15 protein-coding genes are annotated in these 17,390 nt (G+C 72.0%); 7 read left to right on the plus strand and 8 right to left on the minus strand.

Annotated features, from left to right (window positions below; translation table 11 throughout):
- The first annotated feature begins 172 nt into the window (after nucleotides 1-172).
- Nucleotides 173-937, plus strand: a complete 765-nt coding sequence (locus tag ABD366_RS34850; RefSeq protein ID WP_486388821.1) for an endonuclease I family protein — start codon at nucleotides 173-175, stop codon at nucleotides 935-937.
- Between the two features lie 10 nt (nucleotides 938-947).
- On the opposite strand, the gene ABD366_RS34855 is transcribed toward ABD366_RS34850, so the two are convergent.
- Genes ABD366_RS34855 through ABD366_RS34865 form a run of 3 tightly spaced genes read right to left on the minus strand, consistent with a single transcriptional unit; the run spans nucleotide 948 to nucleotide 4,508 of the window.
- Nucleotides 948-2,615, minus strand: a complete 1,668-nt coding sequence (locus ABD366_RS34855; RefSeq protein ID WP_324773468.1) for a thiamine pyrophosphate-binding protein — start codon at nucleotides 2,613-2,615, stop codon at nucleotides 948-950.
- A 46-nt stretch (nucleotides 2,616-2,661) separates the two neighbouring features.
- Nucleotides 2,662-3,639: an agmatinase gene (gene speB / locus ABD366_RS34860; protein ID WP_324773466.1), complete on the minus strand. Its 978-nt coding sequence runs from the start codon at nucleotides 3,637-3,639 to the stop codon at nucleotides 2,662-2,664.
- A gap of 44 nt (nucleotides 3,640-3,683) precedes the next feature.
- Complete coding sequence (locus ABD366_RS34865) at nucleotides 3,684-4,508, minus strand: nitrilase-related carbon-nitrogen hydrolase (RefSeq protein WP_324773464.1); 825 nt, start codon at nucleotides 4,506-4,508, stop codon at nucleotides 3,684-3,686.
- A 162-nt stretch (nucleotides 4,509-4,670) separates the two neighbouring features.
- Here ABD366_RS34865 and ABD366_RS34870 point away from each other — a divergent pair, with 162 nt between their 5' ends.
- Together ABD366_RS34870 and ABD366_RS34875 are read left to right on the plus strand one after the other, a co-directional pair.
- Nucleotides 4,671-6,158 carry a PucR family transcriptional regulator gene (locus ABD366_RS34870; protein WP_324773462.1) on the plus strand — a complete coding sequence of 496 codons (1,488 nt, stop codon included), beginning with the start codon at nucleotides 4,671-4,673 and terminating at the stop codon, nucleotides 6,156-6,158.
- Between the two features lie 160 nt (nucleotides 6,159-6,318).
- Nucleotides 6,319-7,122 (plus strand): phosphatase, encoded by an 804-nt coding sequence (locus ABD366_RS34875; protein ID WP_324773460.1) that lies wholly within the window; start codon nucleotides 6,319-6,321, stop codon nucleotides 7,120-7,122.
- Between the two features lie 6 nt (nucleotides 7,123-7,128).
- On the opposite strand, the gene ABD366_RS34880 is transcribed toward ABD366_RS34875, so the two are convergent.
- The 5 genes from ABD366_RS34880 to ABD366_RS34900 form a co-directional block, all read right to left on the minus strand.
- Nucleotides 7,129-7,347 carry a hypothetical protein gene (locus ABD366_RS34880; RefSeq protein ID WP_344443100.1) on the minus strand — a complete coding sequence of 73 codons (219 nt, stop codon included), beginning with the start codon at nucleotides 7,345-7,347 and terminating at the stop codon, nucleotides 7,129-7,131.
- Nucleotides 7,348-7,583: 236 nt separating this feature from the next.
- Nucleotides 7,584-8,573 (minus strand): cation diffusion facilitator family transporter, encoded by a 990-nt coding sequence (locus ABD366_RS34885; RefSeq protein WP_324774924.1) that lies wholly within the window; start codon nucleotides 8,571-8,573, stop codon nucleotides 7,584-7,586.
- A gap of 20 nt (nucleotides 8,574-8,593) precedes the next feature.
- Nucleotides 8,594-9,481, minus strand: coding sequence for an acyl-CoA thioesterase (locus ABD366_RS34890; protein ID WP_324774922.1), 888 nt, complete (start codon nucleotides 9,479-9,481; stop codon nucleotides 8,594-8,596).
- 35 nt (nucleotides 9,482-9,516) lie between these two features.
- On the minus strand, nucleotides 9,517-10,674 hold the full coding sequence (locus ABD366_RS34895; protein ID WP_324774920.1) for an acyl-CoA dehydrogenase family protein: 1,158 nt from the start codon (nucleotides 10,672-10,674) through the stop codon (nucleotides 9,517-9,519).
- Nucleotides 10,675-10,806: 132 nt separating this feature from the next.
- Complete coding sequence (locus ABD366_RS34900) at nucleotides 10,807-11,412, minus strand: SACE_7040 family transcriptional regulator (protein ID WP_324774918.1); 606 nt, start codon at nucleotides 11,410-11,412, stop codon at nucleotides 10,807-10,809.
- A 108-nt stretch (nucleotides 11,413-11,520) separates the two neighbouring features.
- On the opposite strand from ABD366_RS34900, the gene ABD366_RS34905 reads away from it, so the two are divergent.
- The 4 genes from ABD366_RS34905 (at nucleotide 11,521) to ABD366_RS34920 (ending at nucleotide 17,350) form a co-directional block, all read left to right on the plus strand.
- On the plus strand, nucleotides 11,521-13,143 hold the full coding sequence (locus ABD366_RS34905) for a carboxyl transferase domain-containing protein (RefSeq protein ID WP_324774917.1): 1,623 nt from the start codon (nucleotides 11,521-11,523) through the stop codon (nucleotides 13,141-13,143).
- A gap of 86 nt (nucleotides 13,144-13,229) precedes the next feature.
- Nucleotides 13,230-15,251, plus strand: a complete 2,022-nt coding sequence (locus tag ABD366_RS34910; RefSeq protein ID WP_324774932.1) for an ATP-binding protein — start codon at nucleotides 13,230-13,232, stop codon at nucleotides 15,249-15,251.
- On the plus strand, nucleotides 15,248-16,189 hold the full coding sequence (locus tag ABD366_RS34915; protein ID WP_324774915.1) for a hydroxymethylglutaryl-CoA lyase: 942 nt from the start codon (nucleotides 15,248-15,250) through the stop codon (nucleotides 16,187-16,189). Before ABD366_RS34910 ends, ABD366_RS34915 begins: the two co-directional genes overlap by 4 nt.
- Nucleotides 16,190-16,195: 6 nt before the next feature.
- Nucleotides 16,196-17,350 (plus strand): acyl-CoA dehydrogenase family protein, encoded by a 1,155-nt coding sequence (locus ABD366_RS34920; RefSeq protein WP_324774912.1) that lies wholly within the window; start codon nucleotides 16,196-16,198, stop codon nucleotides 17,348-17,350.
- Nucleotides 17,351-17,390: the final 40 nt, after the last annotated feature.

Below are 17,390 nucleotides of genomic sequence, written 5' to 3' on the forward strand. Positions count from 1 at the left end.
CCGTGCGCAGAACGGCCCCTGACCGACCGTCAGGGGCCGTTTCCGACACACAACCGACGCCTTACGTTCACCCAACCTCTACGTGTTCATGTCACGCTCCGGTCTACCCAGTCAACCCGCGTAGATCGGACGGACACCCCACATGCCCGGAACCCACATACGCACCATCGCCATGACGGCCGCGGGCCTGCTCTCCGCCGTCACCCTCCCCATGGCCACCGCGGGCCCGGCCTCGGCGACCACGACCGCGTACGACTCCACGTACTACAAGAACGCGATCGGCAAGACCGGCGCGAGTCTCAAGTCCTCGCTGCACACGATCATCAGCAGCCAGACGAAGATCTCGTACTCCGCCGTCTGGAACGCCCTGATGGCCACCGACCAGGATCCGAACAACAGCAACAACGTGATCCTGCTGTACAGCGGCGTCTCGCGGGCCAAGTCCCTCAACGGCGGCGATGTCGGTGACTGGAACCGCGAGCACACCTGGGCCAAGTCCCACGGCGACTTCGGCGAGGCGACGGGCCCCGGCACCGACCTGCACCACCTGCGCCCGGCCGATGTCCAGGTGAACAGCGTCCGCGGCAACAAGGACTTCGACAACGGCGGCAGCACCGTCACCAACGGCGGCGGCAGCCTCACCGACTCCGACTCCTTCGAGCCGCGCGACGCGGACAAGGGCGACGTGGCCCGCATGATCCTCTACATGGCCGTGCGCTACGACGGCGGCGACGGCTTCGCCGACCTGGAGCCCAACGAGAAGGTCAACAACGGCAGCGCCGCCTACATCGGCAAGCTCTCCGTCCTCAAGCAGTGGAGCGACGAGGACCCGCCGAGCGCCTTCGAGGAGAAGCGCAACCAGGTCATCTACGACACCTACCAGCACAACCGCAACCCGTTCATCGACCACCCGGAGTGGGTCGAGTCGATCTGGTAGGCGACACCGCTCAGCTCGGCGCGAACATCCGCAGCACGGCGGGGAGCACGACCACCCGCGGTCCCGGCGCGGCCAGGGCCGTCGCCAGGTCGTCCCGCAGCGCCTCCGGTGACGTACGCACCGCCGGTACTCCGAACGACTCGGCCAGGGCGACGAAGTCCGGCCGGGTCAGTTCGGTGCCCTCGGTCGCGCCGAAGGTGTCGGTCATGTACTCGCGCAGGATGCCGTAGCCCCCGTCGTCGACGATCAGCCAGGTCACGTTCAGGGACTCCTGCTTCGCCGTGGCGAGTTCGGCGATCGAGTACAGGGCGCCGCCGTCGCCGGAGACCGCGAGGACGGGGGTCGTCGGGTCGGCGGCAGCGGCGCCGAGCGCGGCCGGGTAGGCATAGCCGAGGCCGCCCGCGCCCTGCGCCGAGTGCAGTGGGCCCGGCCAGGCCGCCCAGGCCCAGTAGGACAGGATCGTCATGTCCCAGAAGGACGGGGCGCGGGGCGGGAGTGCGGCACGTACGGAGGCCAACACCTGCTGTTCCAGGGCGAGTTCCTGGCCGTCGATCCGTTCCCGCACGGCCGCCAGTACCTGGGCCACGCGTTCCGGTGCCTTTTCGTCCGCGCGTTCCTCGACCGTCTCCAGGAGGGCCTGGAGCGCGAGCCGGGCGTCGGCGTGGATGCCGAGCGCGGGGTGGTTGGACTCCAGCTTGCCGGTGTCCGCCTCGATCTGGACGATCCGGCCGCGCGGGGTGAACGAGTGGTAGTTCGAGGAGAGTTCGCCGAGCCCGGAGCCGATCACCAGCAGTACGTCGGCGTCCTCCAGGAACTCCGTCACGTGCCGGTCCTCCACCCACGACCGGAGGGACAGCGGGTGCTCCCACGGGAAGGCGCCCTTCCCGCCGTACGTGCACACGACCGGCGCGGACACCTTCTCCGCCAGCGCCCGCAGCTTGCCCGCCGCGTCGGCGCGTACGACACCGCCGCCCGCGATGATCGCGGGGCGTTCGGCGCGGGCGAGCAGGTCGGCGGCCACAGCGGTGAGTTCGGGTGGCGGAGCGAGTTCGTGCGGGAACGCGTCCGCCGCCGAGAGAACGGGCAGCGCCGCCGGGGCGAGCAGTACGTCCTGCGGGATCTCCACGTACACCGGGCCGTGCGGCACGCTCAGCGCCGATTCCCAGGCCGCCGCGATCGCGGACGGGATCTGCGACTGGGCGCGGACCGTGTGAACCGACTTGACCACGTCCCGGAAGACGGCCGACTGGTTCGGGAGCTCGTGCAGATAGCCGTGGCGGCCACCGCCGAGCCCCGCCACCGGTACCTGGCTGGACACCACGAGCACCGGGGCCGACGCGGCCGCCGCCTCCTGGAGCGCGGGCAGCGTCATCAGGGCGCCGGGGCCCGTCGACACGAACAGCGGGGCGACCTCGCCGCTGACCCTGCCGTACGCGTCCGCCGCGAACCCCGCGTTCTGCTCGGTGCGCAGCCCCACGTACCGCAGGAGATCGCAGCGGCGCAGCGCGTCGAAGAGGCCGAGGGCGTGCTGGCCGGGCAGGCCGAAGACGGTGGACGCGCCGAGACCCGCGAGCGCCTCCACGACGAGGTCGCCGCCCGTGCGCCCCGGCGGCGGTGTGAGCGCCGCCTCCGTCTGGCGGGGCGTGGGGCGCAGGACGAGGTCGTGGTCGTGGGTCATCGGGCGGCCCTTTCGTGAAGCGTTCCCGGAGATCAGGAGGCCATGGTCACGAGGCCGTACGGGACTCCGCGATCTGCCGGGACATGATCGTCGTCAGCTCGTACGCGGTGTGCGAGGCGGCGACGGCGGTGATCTCCGCGTGATCGTACGCGGGGGCCACCTCGACCACGTCGGCCGAGACCAGGTTGCAGGAGGCCAGGCCGCGCAGGATCTCGAGCAGCTCGCGCGAGGTCATGCCGCCCGCTTCCGGGGTGCCCGTGCCGGGGGCGTGGGCCGGGTCGAGGCAGTCGATGTCGATGGAGATGTACAGCGGCCGGCCGCCGATGCGCTGGCGCAGCTGGTCGGCGACCTCGTCGGCGCCGCGGCGGTAGATGTCCGCCGAGGTGACGATGCCGAAGCCCATCTTCTCGTCGTCGGTGAGATCCTGCTTGCCGTAGAGCGGGCCGCGCGTGCCGACGTGGGAGAGGGCCGAGGTGTCGAGGATGCCCTCCTCGACGGCGCGGCGGAACGGGGTGCCGTGCGTGTACTCCGCCCCGAAGTACGTGTCCCACGTGTCGAGGTGCGCGTCGAAGTGGAGCAGCGCGACCGGGCCGTGCTTCTTGGCGACGGAGCGCAGCAGCGGCAGCGCGATGGTGTGGTCGCCGCCGAGCGTCATCATCCGGGCGCCGGAGCCGAGCAGGTCGTCGGCGGCGGCCTCGATCGTGTCGACGGCCTCGTTGATGTTGAACGGGTTCGCCGCTATGTCGCCCGCGTCGGCGACCTGGGCGAGCGCGAAGGGGGACGCGTCCTGCGCCGGGTTGTAGGGGCGCAGGAGACGGGAGGCCTCACGGATCGCGTTGCCGCCGAAGCGGGCGCCGGGGCGGTAGGAGACGCCGGAGTCGAAGGGCACACCGACCACGGCCACGTCCGCCGAGGTGACCTCGTCCAGGCGCGGCAGCCGGGCGAACGTCGCGGGGCCCGCGTAGCGCGGGACGCGGGAGGAGTCGGTCGGGCCGACCGGGGTGTTCTGCTGCTCGCTGGCCATAGGGTGCCTTTCAGGAACGTACGGGAAAGGGGGCGCGGCGACCGTCAGTCGCCGTACAGCTCCGGGCGCCGGTCCCCGAAGACGTCGTTGTGCGCGCCGAGCCGCTTGTCGCGGGCGCCCGCGAGGTCGCAGGAGGCGAGCAGCAGGGCGGGGCCCTCGGTGGGGGTGTGCCCGGCGAGCGGGAAGCCGTCCGGGTCGACGATCACGGAGGCGCCGGTCCAGGTGACGCCGCGTTCGTCACCGGCGCGGTCGCAGGCGGCGACGTACATCCGGTTGACGGCGGCGTCGGCCTGGACGCGGACGACCTCGCCGGGGCGTTCGCCGTCCGGGCGAGGGAAGAGCGGCCAGTTGACGGGCGCGCACAGCAGCTCGGCGCCGGCGAGGGCGACGCGGCGGACCCATTCGGGGAACTCGACGTCGTAGCAGACCATGACGCCGATCCGGCCGACGCCCTCGATGTCGACGACGGGCGGCGCGGCGTCGCCGGGGACGAAGAAGTCCTTCTCGGTGCCGAAGAGGTGGACCTTGCGGTAGACGGCGCGGACGGTGCCGGACGGGTCGACGAGCACCGCCGAATTGCGGACCTGCCCCTGCTCGTCCAGCTCGGCGAAGCCCGCCACCAGCGTCACGCCGTGCCGGCGGGCGGCCGCGGACCAGGCGGTGACGGTCGGCCCGGTCACCGGTTCGGCGAGGGCGCGGGCCTCGGCGGCGTCCGCGAAGACGTAGCCGCTGTTGGCCAGCTCGGGCAGGACGACGACGCGCGCCCCGGCGTCCGCGGCGGCCGCGACGGCCTCCTCGGCGGCGGCGAGGTTCTCGGCGACGTCCCCGACCCCGAGGGCGAGCTGCGCACAGGCAACGGTCGTCGTCACGCTCCGGCACCTTCCACTTCGGTCGTGTTCAGCCATGGGGACGTCATCCAGGATGCAGCTGGAACGTAACCAGGAGCGAACGGTCGCATCGATCGCCCTCAGGGCGAATCATGCCGCCTGCCATGGACATCACGTACATCCTTGATCGGCGACACTGAACGCATGGCGCTGCTCCTCTCCGACCTCGTAGACCGGCCCGACCTGCACCTTTCCGTCGCCGCGTGCCCCGAGCACCTCGACCGGCCGGTGCTCGCCGCGCACGTCTCGGAGCTGGTGCGGCCCGGGCCCTGGCTCCAGGGCGGCGAACTCCTCATGACGATCGGGCTGCTGCTGCCGATGGACGTGGCGGCCTGTCGCGCCTACGTCGACGACGTCACGGCCGCCGGGGCGCACGCGCTGGCGCTCGGGCTCGGCCGCGATCTGCCGCACCAGGAGGCGCCCGGGCCACTGGTGGCGGCAGCGCGGGAGGCGGGCCTTCCGCTGCTCACGGTGGGTGCGAACGTGCCGTTCATCGCGGTGACCAAGGCGGTGTTCGCGGCGCAGGCCGCCGAGCAGCGGGCCGCGGTGGAGCGCGCCTTCGAGACCCAGCGGCGGCTGACGGCGGCGGCCTCCGGGGGCGGCGGCCTCACGCCGACGCTCGACGCGTGGACCTCGGCCACCGGAGTGCGCGCCCACGTCACCGACCCGCTGGGCCGGACCGTCGCCACCGGCTCGGACGGCCCTCGGGAACCGGACGCGGCGGCAGCCGGGCTGGTGCGCCGGGTCGCGGTGGGCGGGCTGCGGTCCAGCGCCGCCGCGCCGGGCCTGGAGGTGCAGCCGCTGGGCGCGCGCCGGCTGCGCGGCATGCTGGTCCTCGCGGGCGACCCGGGCCCGGATGCCCGGCTGCTGATCTCCGGCCTGGTCTCGCTGCTCTCCCTGGAACTGGAGCGCCGTCACCTCGCCGACGAGCCGGAGCGGCGGCGCAGGGCCGGTCTCCTCGGCCGCCTCCTCGACCCGTCCATCACGGCGGAGCAGGCCGCCGACGTGCTGGCCGGGGCGGGCCTCGCGGCGGAGGCGGTACGCGGCGTCGTGGTGGAGGCGCCCGGTGACGAGGCGGCCCGCGAGATCGCCGCGGACCTCGCTCTCGCGGTGCCGGGCGGGCTGACCCGGACCCGGGGCGCCCTCGTCGAGGCGGTGGTGGGCGAGGGGATCGACCCGGACGCGGCCCTCACCCACTTCGCTCCGGGCTGCCCGGCCGGCATCGGCTCCCCGGTGCCCGCGGGCGCGGCCCGCACCTCGCTCCGGGAAGCGGGCGGCCTGCTCGGACTCAGCCGCACGGCCGGCCATCCGGTCCGGGCCCGCCACGACCGCTCCAGCGCGCTCCTGCTCGACCTCGGCGACCGTACGACGCTCACGGGGTACGCGGACACGCTGCTCGGCCCGCTCGACGCGGCGGACCCCACCGGCGCGCTCACCCTGACCCTGGCCACCTGGTTGGACAGCGGCAGCTCCTGGGACGAGACGGCCCGCCGGCTCGGCCTGCACCGGCACACCGTCCGCAACCGCCTCGACAAGGCCGCCCGGCTGACGGGCCGCCGCCTCGACGACGGCGACGACCGCTTCGACCTGTGGCTCGCGCTACGGGCCCGGCGGGCGGCACGGCGGGGCTGAGGGGGCGGGCGGCGCGGCCAGGAGGGATGCCGGGCCGGGCTGACGGGCCCATGCCGCCCGCGGGCACTCCGGCCCGTACCGTACCCGCCCGCGTCCCACGCTCCGGTCCACCTTGCGGAACCGATCAACGCCGCACAGCGGCCCTGGGCACAATGGACCCATGCCGATACCCGGGATTCCCAGCGACAGTCCGACCCGTGCCGCCCTGATCGAGCACCTCGTCCGCACCCGCATCGCGGGCGATGTGGCCACGCCTCGCGAGAACAACCTCTCCCACTACCGCAAGCTCGCGAACGGCGACCGGCACTACTGGCTGGGCCTGGAACTCGGCGACCGCTGGACCGACGAGCAGGATGTGCTCGCCGTGATGGCCGAGCGCTGCGGCGTCGTCGACGACCCGGGGCACCGGTACGGGCAGGACACGATCGACCCGGAGCTGACGGTCGACGCCCTGGAGCGGATGGCGGCCCGCCTGGCCAAGGCCGCCGAGGACCGCCAGCGCGTCCTGCTCGCCACCGGTCACCCGGGCGGCCTCCTCGACGTGCACCGGGCGACGGCGACCGCGTTGCGTGCCGCGGGCTGCGAGATCGTGGGGATCCCCGAGGGGCTCGCGACCGAGGAGGGCATGGTCTTCCAGTTCGCCGACGTGGCGATGCTGGAGCGCGGGGCGACGCTGTGGCACACGCACGCGCCCGAGCCGATGACGCGGATCCTCGACGGCCTGGAGCACGCCGGGCGTCCGCTGCCCGACCTGGTCGTCGCCGACCACGGCTGGGCGGGCTGCGCGGCCCAGCGCGGGCTCGACTCCGTCGGTTACGCGGACTGCAACGACCCGGCGCTTTTTCTCGGCGAGGCGGAGGGGACGATGCAGGTGACGGTTCCCTTGGACGATCATGTGACGAGCCCGCGGCACTACGATCCTCTGACGGCCTATCTGCTGGGTGCGGCGGGGTTGTTGGACTAGGCGCCTCTACTCGCCGTAGGGGTTGCCGACCGTGTCGACCGACCCGCCGTCGTGGCTGGTCGCGCAGTTCCCCGCGCCCCTGGAGCATGCGGCTCCGCCGCAGCCCCATAGGGCGCGCCACATGAGGGCGCGCCACATGAGGGCGCGCCACATGAGGGCGCGCCACATGAGGGCGCGCCACATGAGGGCGCGCCACATGAGGGCGCGCCACATGAGATGGCGCACGAAGTGCGCATCTCAGGGGCGCGGGGAACTGCGCGAGAAGCCCCATCGGGCCCGCGGACGACCACGCACCCAGGGGCGCGGGGAACTGCGCGAGAAGCCCCATCGGGCCCGCGGACGACCACGCACCCAGGGGCGCGGGGAACTGCGCGACCAGCCCCCACCGGCCCGCGGCCGCGAGTCGGCCCCCACCGACCCGCAGCCGCATATCCGCTCAGGCCGCCCCGGCGAACCGGCGCTCACCACGGCCGGAGCCCCTCCTCGCGGCGCTGCGCGAACCCCGGGGTCGGATCCAGGTACACCCGCCGCACCGCAGGAAACCGCTCACGCAACCGCCGAGCCGCATCCTCGCAGGCCCACTCGATCTGCGCGGCGGTGGACGCGTCCCGGAAGTCCACCTTGGCCGCGACGAGCGCCTCGCGGGGCCCCTGCACCAGCGTCGTCAGCTCCAGCACGGCCTCGACGTGCTCCCCGGCGAGCAGAATGGCCCGGATCTCCGCCCGAACGGGCTTCGGCAGGGGCCGCCCCACGAGCAGCTGGGCGTTGGAGCGGCCCAGCACCCACGCGACCCAGAGCAGCAGCACCCCGATGCACAGCGAGGCGATCCCGTCCCAGACGCCGGATCCGGTGAGCTGCCCGCCGAGCAGCCCGCCCGCGGCGAGCAGCAGACCGGCGAGCGCGGCGCTGTCCTCCAGGACGACGGCCTTCACGGCGGTGTCGGGCGTGTACCTCAGATACGTACGGAAGGGCGCCCGGAACCGCGCGGCCTCGCCCCGCGCCTGCTTGACGGCGGTCCGCAGCGAGAACCCTTCGAGCAGGAAGGCCACGGCCAGCACGATGTACGACACCAGCGGGTCGCCCAGGTCCTCGCCCGCGACCAGCGTGTGGATGCCGTCATACAGGGAGAAGACGGCGCCGCCGACGAACGTGGCGACGGCGGCGAGCAGCGCCCACACGTAGCGCTCGCCGCCGTATCCGAGGGGGTGTTCCTCGTCGGCGGGTTTCTCGCTGCGTTTCAGGGCGGTGAGGAGGAGCAGTTCGGTGACGGTGTCGGCGAACGAGTGCGCGGCTTCGGAGAGCATCGCGCTGGAGCCGCTGATGACGCCGGCGACCGCTTTGGCGAGGGCGATGCCCAGATTCGCCACGGCGGCGACGATCACGGTGAAGACGCTCTCCCCGCCCGCCTCTTCCTCTTCCGCTACGCCCGCACCCTCATCCCGTGCATCCATGTACGGGACGTTATGTCCGATCAGCGCGGAACGCGAACGACACCTTCCTGGATGACGGTGATCGCGAGCTGCCCGTCGCGGGTGTAGATGCGGGCCTGTCCGAGGCCGCGACCGCCGGACGCGGACGGCGACTCCTGGTCGTAGAGCAGCCATTCGTCGGCGCGGAACGGCCGGTGGAACCACATGGCGTGGTCCAGGGAGGCGCCCACCACGTCGCCGACGGCCCAGCCCCCGCGGCCGTGTGCGAGCAGCACGGAGTCGAGGAGGGTCATGTCCGAGACGTAGGTGGCGAGGCAGACGTGCAGGAGGTGTTCGGCGCCCTCGGTGGCGCCGTCGAGCTTGCCGTTGGTGCGGAACCAGACCTGGGAGCGCGGTGGCTGCGGTTCGCCCACGAAGGCGAACGGCGGGGCGTCCACGTACCGCAGGTCGACGGCTTCGCGTGCTTCCAGGAGCCGGTCGACGACGCCGGGGTCGACGAACGCGTCGGCATGGCGCGGCAGCATCTCGGCCGCGGTCGGCAGGGTCTCCGGGTCGGGCGCGGACGGCATCGTGGCCTGGTGGTCGAGCCCGTCCTCGTACGTCTGGAAGGACGCGGAGAGGTGGAAGATCGGCTGGCCGTGCTGGATGGCGACGACGCGGCGCGTGGTGAAGGAGCGGCCGTCGCGGATCCGGTCGACGGTGTAGACGATGGGCGCGCCGGGGTCGCCCGCGACGAGGAAGTACGCGTGCAGGGAGTGGGCGTACCGGTCCGCCGGGACGGTGCGTCCGGCGGCGACGAGGGCCTGCGCGGCCACCTGCCCGCCGAAGACGCGCGGGACCACGGCGGACCGGGACTGGCCACGGAAGACGTCCTGCTCGATCCGCTCGAGATCGAGCAGATCGAGCAGGGACTCAAGTGCCTGATTCATACAGGTAGTTGTACTTACTGTGCGCGTCGGCCGGGTTACAGGCCCATGTTCTTCGCGATGATCATCTTCATGACCTCGCTGGTGCCGCCATAGATGCGGTTGACGCGGTTGTCCGCGTAGAGGCGGGCGATCGGGTACTCGTTCATGAAGCCGTAGCCGCCGTGCAGCTGGAGGCAGCGGTCGATGACGCGGTGGGCGACCTCGGTGCAGAACAGCTTCGCGGACGCGGCCTCCGCGGCGGTCAGCTCACCGGCGTCGAGAGCCTCCAGGGCGCGGTCGGCGACGGCCTCGGCGGCGTCCACCTCGGCCTGGCAGGCGGCCAGCTCGAACTTGGTGTTCTGGAAGGACGCGACCGGCTTGCCGAAGACGGTGCGCTCCTGGACGTACTCCTTGGCGAACCGGACGGCGGCCTTGGCCTGCGCGTACGCGCCGTAGGCGATGCCCCAGCGCTCGGAGGCGAGGTTCGTGCCGAGGTAGCCGAAGCCCTTGTTCTCCTCGCCGAGCAGGTCCTCGGCGGGCACCTTCACGTCGACGAACGCCAGCTCGGCGGTGTCGGAGGTGCGCAGGCCGAGCTTGTCGAGCTTGCGGCCGATGGAGTAGCCCTCGGACTTGGTGTCGACGGCGAAGAGGGAGATGCCGAAGCGGCGGTCGTCCTCGCGCGGCGCGGAGGTGCGGGCGCAGACGATGACACGGTCGGCGTGGACGCCGCCGGTGATGAACGTCTTGGAGCCGTTGAGCACGTAGTGCGTGCCGTCGTCGGAGAGCTTCGCGGTGGTCTTCATGCCCGCGACGTCGGAGCCGGTGCCCGGCTCGGTCATCGCCAGGGCCCACATCTCCTCGCCGGAGACGAAGTTCGGGAGGTAACGCTTCTTCTGCTCGTCGGTGGCGAGCATCTTGATGTACGGCAGGGCGAGCAGCACGTGCACGCCGGAGCCGCCGAAGGAGACGCCCGCGCGCGCGGTCTCCTCGTACTGGATGGCCTCGAACTTGTGGGTGTCCAGGCCGGCGCCGTCGTAGTCCTCGGGCACGTTGATGCCGAACAGGCCGAGCTCCGCCATCTTGGCGTACAGCTCGCGCGGCACGACGCCCTGCTGGAACCACTCGTCGTAGTGCGGGACGACCTCGGCCTCGATGAAGGCGCGCAGGGTCTCCCGGAACGCCTCGTGGTCCTCATTGAAAACGGTACGGCGCACGGAGAACTCTCCCTCTACGACGGTCTCTACACTACGACGGTCTCTACGGTGATTCACATACGGGCATACGCGACTAAGCGCTTGCTCAGAGGCACGTTACCCGCCAGTTACGAGAGCGTCCAGAGATGCACGTCACTCGGGTGCGTCCTGCGCGGCGGCCGCCGCGAACGCCCCCCGCGCCAGCTTGTGCAGCAGCGCGGCGGTCGCCGCGCGGCCGGGCAGCGAGCTCGGGCGGCTGAGGTGCGGCGTGGAGTTCAGCAGGCCGAAGACCGCGTGCACGGCCACGCGCGCGTGCGGCTCCGCCAGCTCCGGATAGACCTTGCGCACGCACTCCACCCACAGCTCCACGTACTGGCGCTGCAGCTGCCGCACCAGCTTGCGGTCGCTGTCGCGCAGCCGGTCCAGCTCCCGGTCGTGCAGCGTGATCAGGTCGCGGTCGTCGAGCGCGAAGTCGATGTGCCCCTCGATGAGCGAGTCGAGCAGTGCCACGGGCCCGTGCTGCGCCTCCGCGACCCGCCGCTTGCCGCCGGTCATCAGCTGCCCGCTGATCCCGACGAGGAGCTCGGCGAGCATCGCGTCCTTGCCCGCGAAGTGCCGGTACAGACCGGGGCCGCTGATGCCCACCGCGGCGCCTATCTCATCCACCCCGACCCCGTGGAAACCCCGCTCGGCGAAGAGCCGCGCGGCCTCTTGGAGGATCTGCTCACGGCGAGTGGGGGCGTCGGTTCTCGTGACCATGAAATCAATTCTAGACAGGCAGGTTAGCGAGCGTTAACCTGACGCCAGCAGGTTAACGGTCATTAACGTATTCATTGGGCGCTCGGCGCAGGGTGAGGAGACCGCAGGATGCACGAGGCACCGGAGCTGACGAGCGCGGCGGACCCCGCGTCGGAGGCCTGGCGGGCCAATGAGGCGGCCCACCTGGCGCTCGGCGAGGAGCTGCGCGGCAAGCTCGCGGCGGCCCGCCTCGGCGGCGGCGAGAAGGCCAGGGCGCGGCACACCGCCCGCGGCAAGCTGCTGCCGCGCGACCGCGTGGACTCGCTGCTCGACCCGGGCTCCCCCTTCCTGGAGCTGGCACCGCTCGCGGCGGACGGGATGTACGACGGACAGGCGCCGGCCGCCGGAGTGATCGCCGGGATCGGCCGGGTCGCGGGCCACGAATGCGTGATCGTCGCCAATGACGCGACGGTCAAGGGCGGCACGTACTACCCGATGACGGTGAAGAAGCACCTGCGCGCGCAGGAGGTAGCTCTTGAGAACAGGCTGCCGTGCGTCTACCTGGTGGACTCCGGCGGCGCGTTCCTGCCGATGCAGGACGAGGTGTTCCCCGACCGTGAGCACTTCGGGCGGATCTTCTACAACCAGGCGCGGATGTCGGGCGCGGGCATCCCGCAGATCGCGGCGGTTCTCGGCTCGTGCACGGCCGGCGGGGCGTACGTCCCGGCGATGAGCGACGAGGCCGTGATCGTCCGCAATCAGGGCACGATCTTCCTGGGCGGCCCGCCGCTGGTGAAGGCGGCCACCGGTGAGGTCGTGACGGCCGAGGAGCTGGGCGGCGGCGAGGTCCACTCCCGCGTCTCCGGCGTCACGGACCACCTCGCGGAGGACGACGCACACGCGCTGCGGATCGTGCGCACCATCGTCTCCACGCTCCCGGAGCGCGGGCCGCTGCCGTGGTCGGTGAAGACGGCAGTGGAGCCGAAGGTCGACCCGGCGGGGCTGTACGGGGCAGTGCCGGTCGACTCGCGCACCCCCTATGACGTACGGGAGGTCATCGCGCGCGTCGTCGACGGTTCGCGGTTCGCCGAGTTCAAGTCCGAGTTCGGTCAGACGCTGGTCACCGGCTTCGCGCGGATCCACGGCCACCAGGTCGGCATCGTCGCCAACAACGGCATCCTGTTCGCCGAGTCCGCCCAGAAGGGCGCCCACTTCATCGAGCTGTGCGACCAGCGCGGCATCCCGCTGCTGTTCCTTCAGAACATCTCGGGCTTCATGGTGGGCCGTGACTACGAGGCGGGCGGTATCGCCAAGCACGGCGCCAAGATGGTCACGGCGGTGGCCTGCACACGCGTGCCGAAGCTGACCGTCGTCATCGGCGGTTCGTACGGGGCGGGGAACTACTCGATGTGCGGCCGCGCCTATTCGCCGCGCTTCCTGTGGATGTGGCCCGGCGCCAAGATCTCCGTGATGGGCGGCGAGCAGGCCGCGTCCGTGCTCGCGACGGTCAAGCGCGACCAGTTGGAAGCGCGCGGCGAGCCCTGGTCGGCGCAGGACGAGGAGACCTTCAAGGCGCCCGTCCGCGCCCAGTACGAGACGCAGGGGAGCGCCTACTACGCGACCGCCCGCCTCTGGGACGACGGGGTGATCGACCCGATGGAGACCCGTCAGGTCCTGGGCCTGGCCCTGACCGCCTGCGCCAACGCGCCACTGCCGGAGAAGTCCGGCGGCTTCGGCGTCTTCCGGATGTGACGGCGATGACGTCCATGACCGCTACGACGTCCATGACCGCTACGACGCCCATGACCGCTATGACGGCTACGACCAGGGGAACCACGTTGTTCGAGACGGTACTTGTGGCCAACCGCGGCGAGATCGCCGTCCGCGTCATCCGTACGCTGCGCGAGCTCGGCATCCGCTCGGTGGCCGTGTACAGCGACGCCGACGCGGACGCGCGGCATGTGCGCGAGGCCGACGAGGCGGTGCGGATCGGGCCGGCCCCGGCCGCCGAGAGCTACCTGTCCGTGGAGCGCCTGATCGAGGCGGCGGCCAGGACGGGCGCGCAGGCCGTGCACCCGGGCTACGGCTTCCTCGCGGAGAACGCCGGGTTCGCGCGCGCCTGCGAGAGTGCGGGCCTCGTCTTCATCGGCCCGTCCGCCGACGCCATCGCGCTGATGGGCGACAAGATCCGCGCCAAGGAGACGGTGGCGGCGGCCGGAGTACCGGTGGTCCCGGGCGGCCGCGATCCCGAACTGGCGGAAGCGGCACGCCAATTGGGCGCCCCTGTTCTCCTCAAGCCGTCGGCGGGCGGTGGCGGCAAGGGCATGCGCCTGGTGCGGGACCTGACGACCCTCGAGGACGAGATCGCGGCCGCGCGGCGCGAGGCACGCGCCTCCTTCGGCGACGACACGCTCCTCGTCGAGCGGTGGATCGACGGCCCCCGGCACATCGAGATCCAGGTCCTCGCCGACGCCCACGGCAGTGTGGTGCACCTGGGCGAGCGCGAATGCTCCCTCCAGCGCCGCCACCAGAAGATCATCGAGGAGGCGCCGAGCGTCCTGCTCGACGAGGCCACGCGCGCGGCGATGGGCGCGGCGGCCGTCGAGGCGGCCCGCAGCTGCGGCTACCGGGGCGCGGGCACCGTGGAGTTCATCGTGCCGGGCAGTGACCCGGCCGCGTACTGCTTCATGGAGATGAACACCCGGCTCCAGGTCGAGCACCCGGTGACCGAGCTGATCACCGGCCTCGATCTGGTGGAGTGGCAGGTCCGGGTCGCGGCGGGCGAGCCGCTCCCCTTCACCCAGGACGACATCACGCTCACGGGACACGCGGTGGAGGCGAGGCTCTGCGCCGAGGACCCCTCCCGCGGCTTCCTCCCCTCCGGCGGCACGGTCCTCGCGCTGAGCGAGCCGGACGGCGCCGGGGTGCGCACCGACTCGGGGCTCAGCGAGGGCACGGAGGTCTCCTCCCTGTACGACCCGATGCTGGCGAAGGTCATCGCCTACGGGCCCGACCGGGCGACGGCGCTGCGCAGGCTGCGGGCCGCCCTGGCCCGGACGGTGACGCTCGGCGTGCCGACGAACGCCGGGTTCCTGCGCCGCCTCCTTGCCCATCCGGACGTCGTGGCGGGCGCGTTGGACACGGGGCTCGTGGAGCGCGCGGTGGACGCGCTGGTCGACTCCGAGGTCCCGGCGGCGGTGTACGCGGCGGCGGGCAAGCTGCGCCAGGGGCGGCTCGCACCGGCCCGGGACGAGAGCTGGGCCGACCCGTTCGACCGCGCCGACGGCTGGCGGCTCGGCGGCACCCCGGCCTGGACCGTGCACCACGTGCGCGTACCGGGCCACGACCCGGTCGAGGTGCGGGTGCGCGGCGCCGAGATCCTGGTCGACGGGGTCCCGGCCGAACCGGCCCGGCTCACGGCCGTCGCCGGTGACTGGCTGGGCCTCGACGGCGACGCCTGGCACGTACAGGACCACGACCCCGTCGCGGCGAGCCTGACCGGCGCCGGTTCCGGCGGCGCGGGCTCACTGACCGCGCCGATGCCCGGCACGGTGACGGTGGTGAAGGTGGCGGTCGGCGACGAAGTGGCGGCCGGCCAGAGCCTGCTGGTGGTGGAGGCCATGAAGATGGAACACGTCATCGCGTCCCCGCACGCGGGCGTGGTGACGGAACTGGACGTGACCCCGGGCACGACGGTGGCGATGGACCAGATCCTGGCAGTAGTAGACCCGCTGGAGGCGACCCCGCCAGGGGCGCGGGGCTGTGTCGATCAGCCGCTCCGCGGCGGGGCGCGATCGGCCACGACGGATCCGCACCCGCCAACGAACCAAATGCCCCACGGCGAGGAGGCGAAGTCATGACCCCGCCCCTCCCCATGGTGGCCCCAGCAGAAAACCTGCCCAAAAGGATCCGCATTCACGAGGTGGGCCCAAGAGACGGCCTCCAGAACGAAAAGACCGCGGTCCCCACGGAGGTGAAGGCGGAGTTCATCCACCGCCTGGCCACCGCGGGCCTGACCACCATCGAGGCAACAAGCTTCGTCCACCCCAAGTGGGTCCCCCAACTGGCGGACGCCGAGACCCTGTACCCCGCCCTCCAGGACCTGGGTCACGTAGAACTCCCGGTACTGGTGCCGAACGAGCGCGGCCTGCAGAGGGCCCTGGCGCTCGGCGCGAGCCGCATCGCCGTGTTCGCCAGCGCGACCGAGTCCTTCGCGAAGGCGAACCTGAACCGGACGGTGGCGGAGTCCCTCGCCATGTTCGCGCCGGTCGTGGCCCGGGCCAAAGAGAGCGGCGCGCATGTGCGCGGCTACCTCTCCATGTGTTTCGGCGACCCGTGGGAAGGCGCGGTCCCGGTCCCCCAGGTCGTGTCGGCCGCCAGGTCCCTGCTGGATCTGGGCTGCGACGAGCTGAGCCTCGGCGACACGATCGGGGTGGCCACGCCGGGCCATGTCACGGCCCTGCTCTCCGCGTTGAACGACGCCGGGGTCCCCACGGACCGGATCGGCGTCCACTTCCACGACACGTACGGACAGGCGCTGTCCAACACCCTGGCGGCGCTGCAGCACGGTGTGACGACGGTGGACGCCTCCGCGGGCGGCCTCGGCGGCTGCCCGTACGCGAAGATCGCCACCGGCAATCTCGCCACCGAAGACCTCGTCTGGATGCTGCAAGGACTCGGCATCGAGACCGGAGTCGATCTGGGCCGTCTCAGCGCCACGAGCGCCTGGATGGCCGACCGCCTGGGCCGACCGAGCCCGTCCCGCACCGTCCGCGCCCTGACCCACCAGGAGCAGTGAGTACAGATGGACCACCGCCTGAGCCCCGAGCTCGAAGAACTGCGCCGCACCGTCGAGGCGTTCGCGCACGACGTCGTCGCCCCGAAGATCGGCGACTTCTACGAGCGCCACGAGTTCCCGTACGAGATCGTCCGCGAGATGGGCCGCATGGGCCTGTTCGGGCTGCCCTTCCCCGAGGAGTACGGCGGGATGGGCGGCGACTACTTCGCGCTCGGTATCGCCCTGGAGGAGCTGGCCCGGGTCGACTCGTCGGTGGCGATCACCCTGGAGGCGGGCGTCTCGCTGGGTGCGATGCCGCTGCACCTGTTCGGTACGGAGGAGCAGAAGCGGCAGTGGCTGCCGAAGCTGTGCACCGGCGAAGTCCTCGGCGCTTTCGGGCTGACCGAGCCGGACGGCGGCTCCGACGCGGGCGGCACGCGGACGACGGCCGTACGGGACGGCGACGAGTGGGTGATCAACGGCTCGAAGTGCTTCATCACCAACTCCGGTACGGACATCACGGGTCTGGTCACGGTCACCGCGGTCACCGGTCGCAAGCCGGACGGCCGCCCGCTGATCTCCGCGATCATCGTGCCGTCGGGGACGCCGGGCTTCACGGTCGCGGCGCCGTACTCGAAGGTCGGGTGGAGCGCGTCGGACACACGTGAACTGTCCTTCTCCGACGTGCGCGTACCGGCGGCGAACCTGCTGGGCGAGGAGGGCCGGGGGTACGCGCAGTTCCTGCGCATCCTCGACGAGGGCCGTGTCGCGATCTCCGCGCTCGCCACCGGTCTCGCGCAGGGCTGTGTGGACGAGTCCGTGAAGTACGCCGCCGAGCGGCAGGCGTTCGGAAAGCCGATCGGGACGAACCAGGCGATCCAGTTCAAGCTCGCCGACATGGAGATGCGGGCGCACATGGCGCGCGTCGGCTGGTACGACGCGGCGTCGCGGATGGTCGCCGGGGAGCCGTTCAAGAAGGAGGCGGCGATCGCGAAGCTGTACTCCTCGACGGTGGCGGTGGACAACGCGCGCGAGGCGACGCAGATCCACGGCGGATACGGCTTCATGAACGAGTACCCCGTGGCCCGCATGTGGCGGGACTCCAAGATCCTGGAGATCGGCGAGGGCACGAGCGAGGTGCAGCGCATGCTGATCGCAAGGGAACTGGGCGTCACGCAGTAGACACCCGGACAGCCCCTCCGGGCGCTCAGATACAGCCCCT

The organism is Streptomyces kunmingensis, from assembly GCF_039533535.1.
GTDB lineage: Bacteria > Actinomycetota > Actinomycetes > Streptomycetales > Streptomycetaceae > Streptomyces > Streptomyces kunmingensis.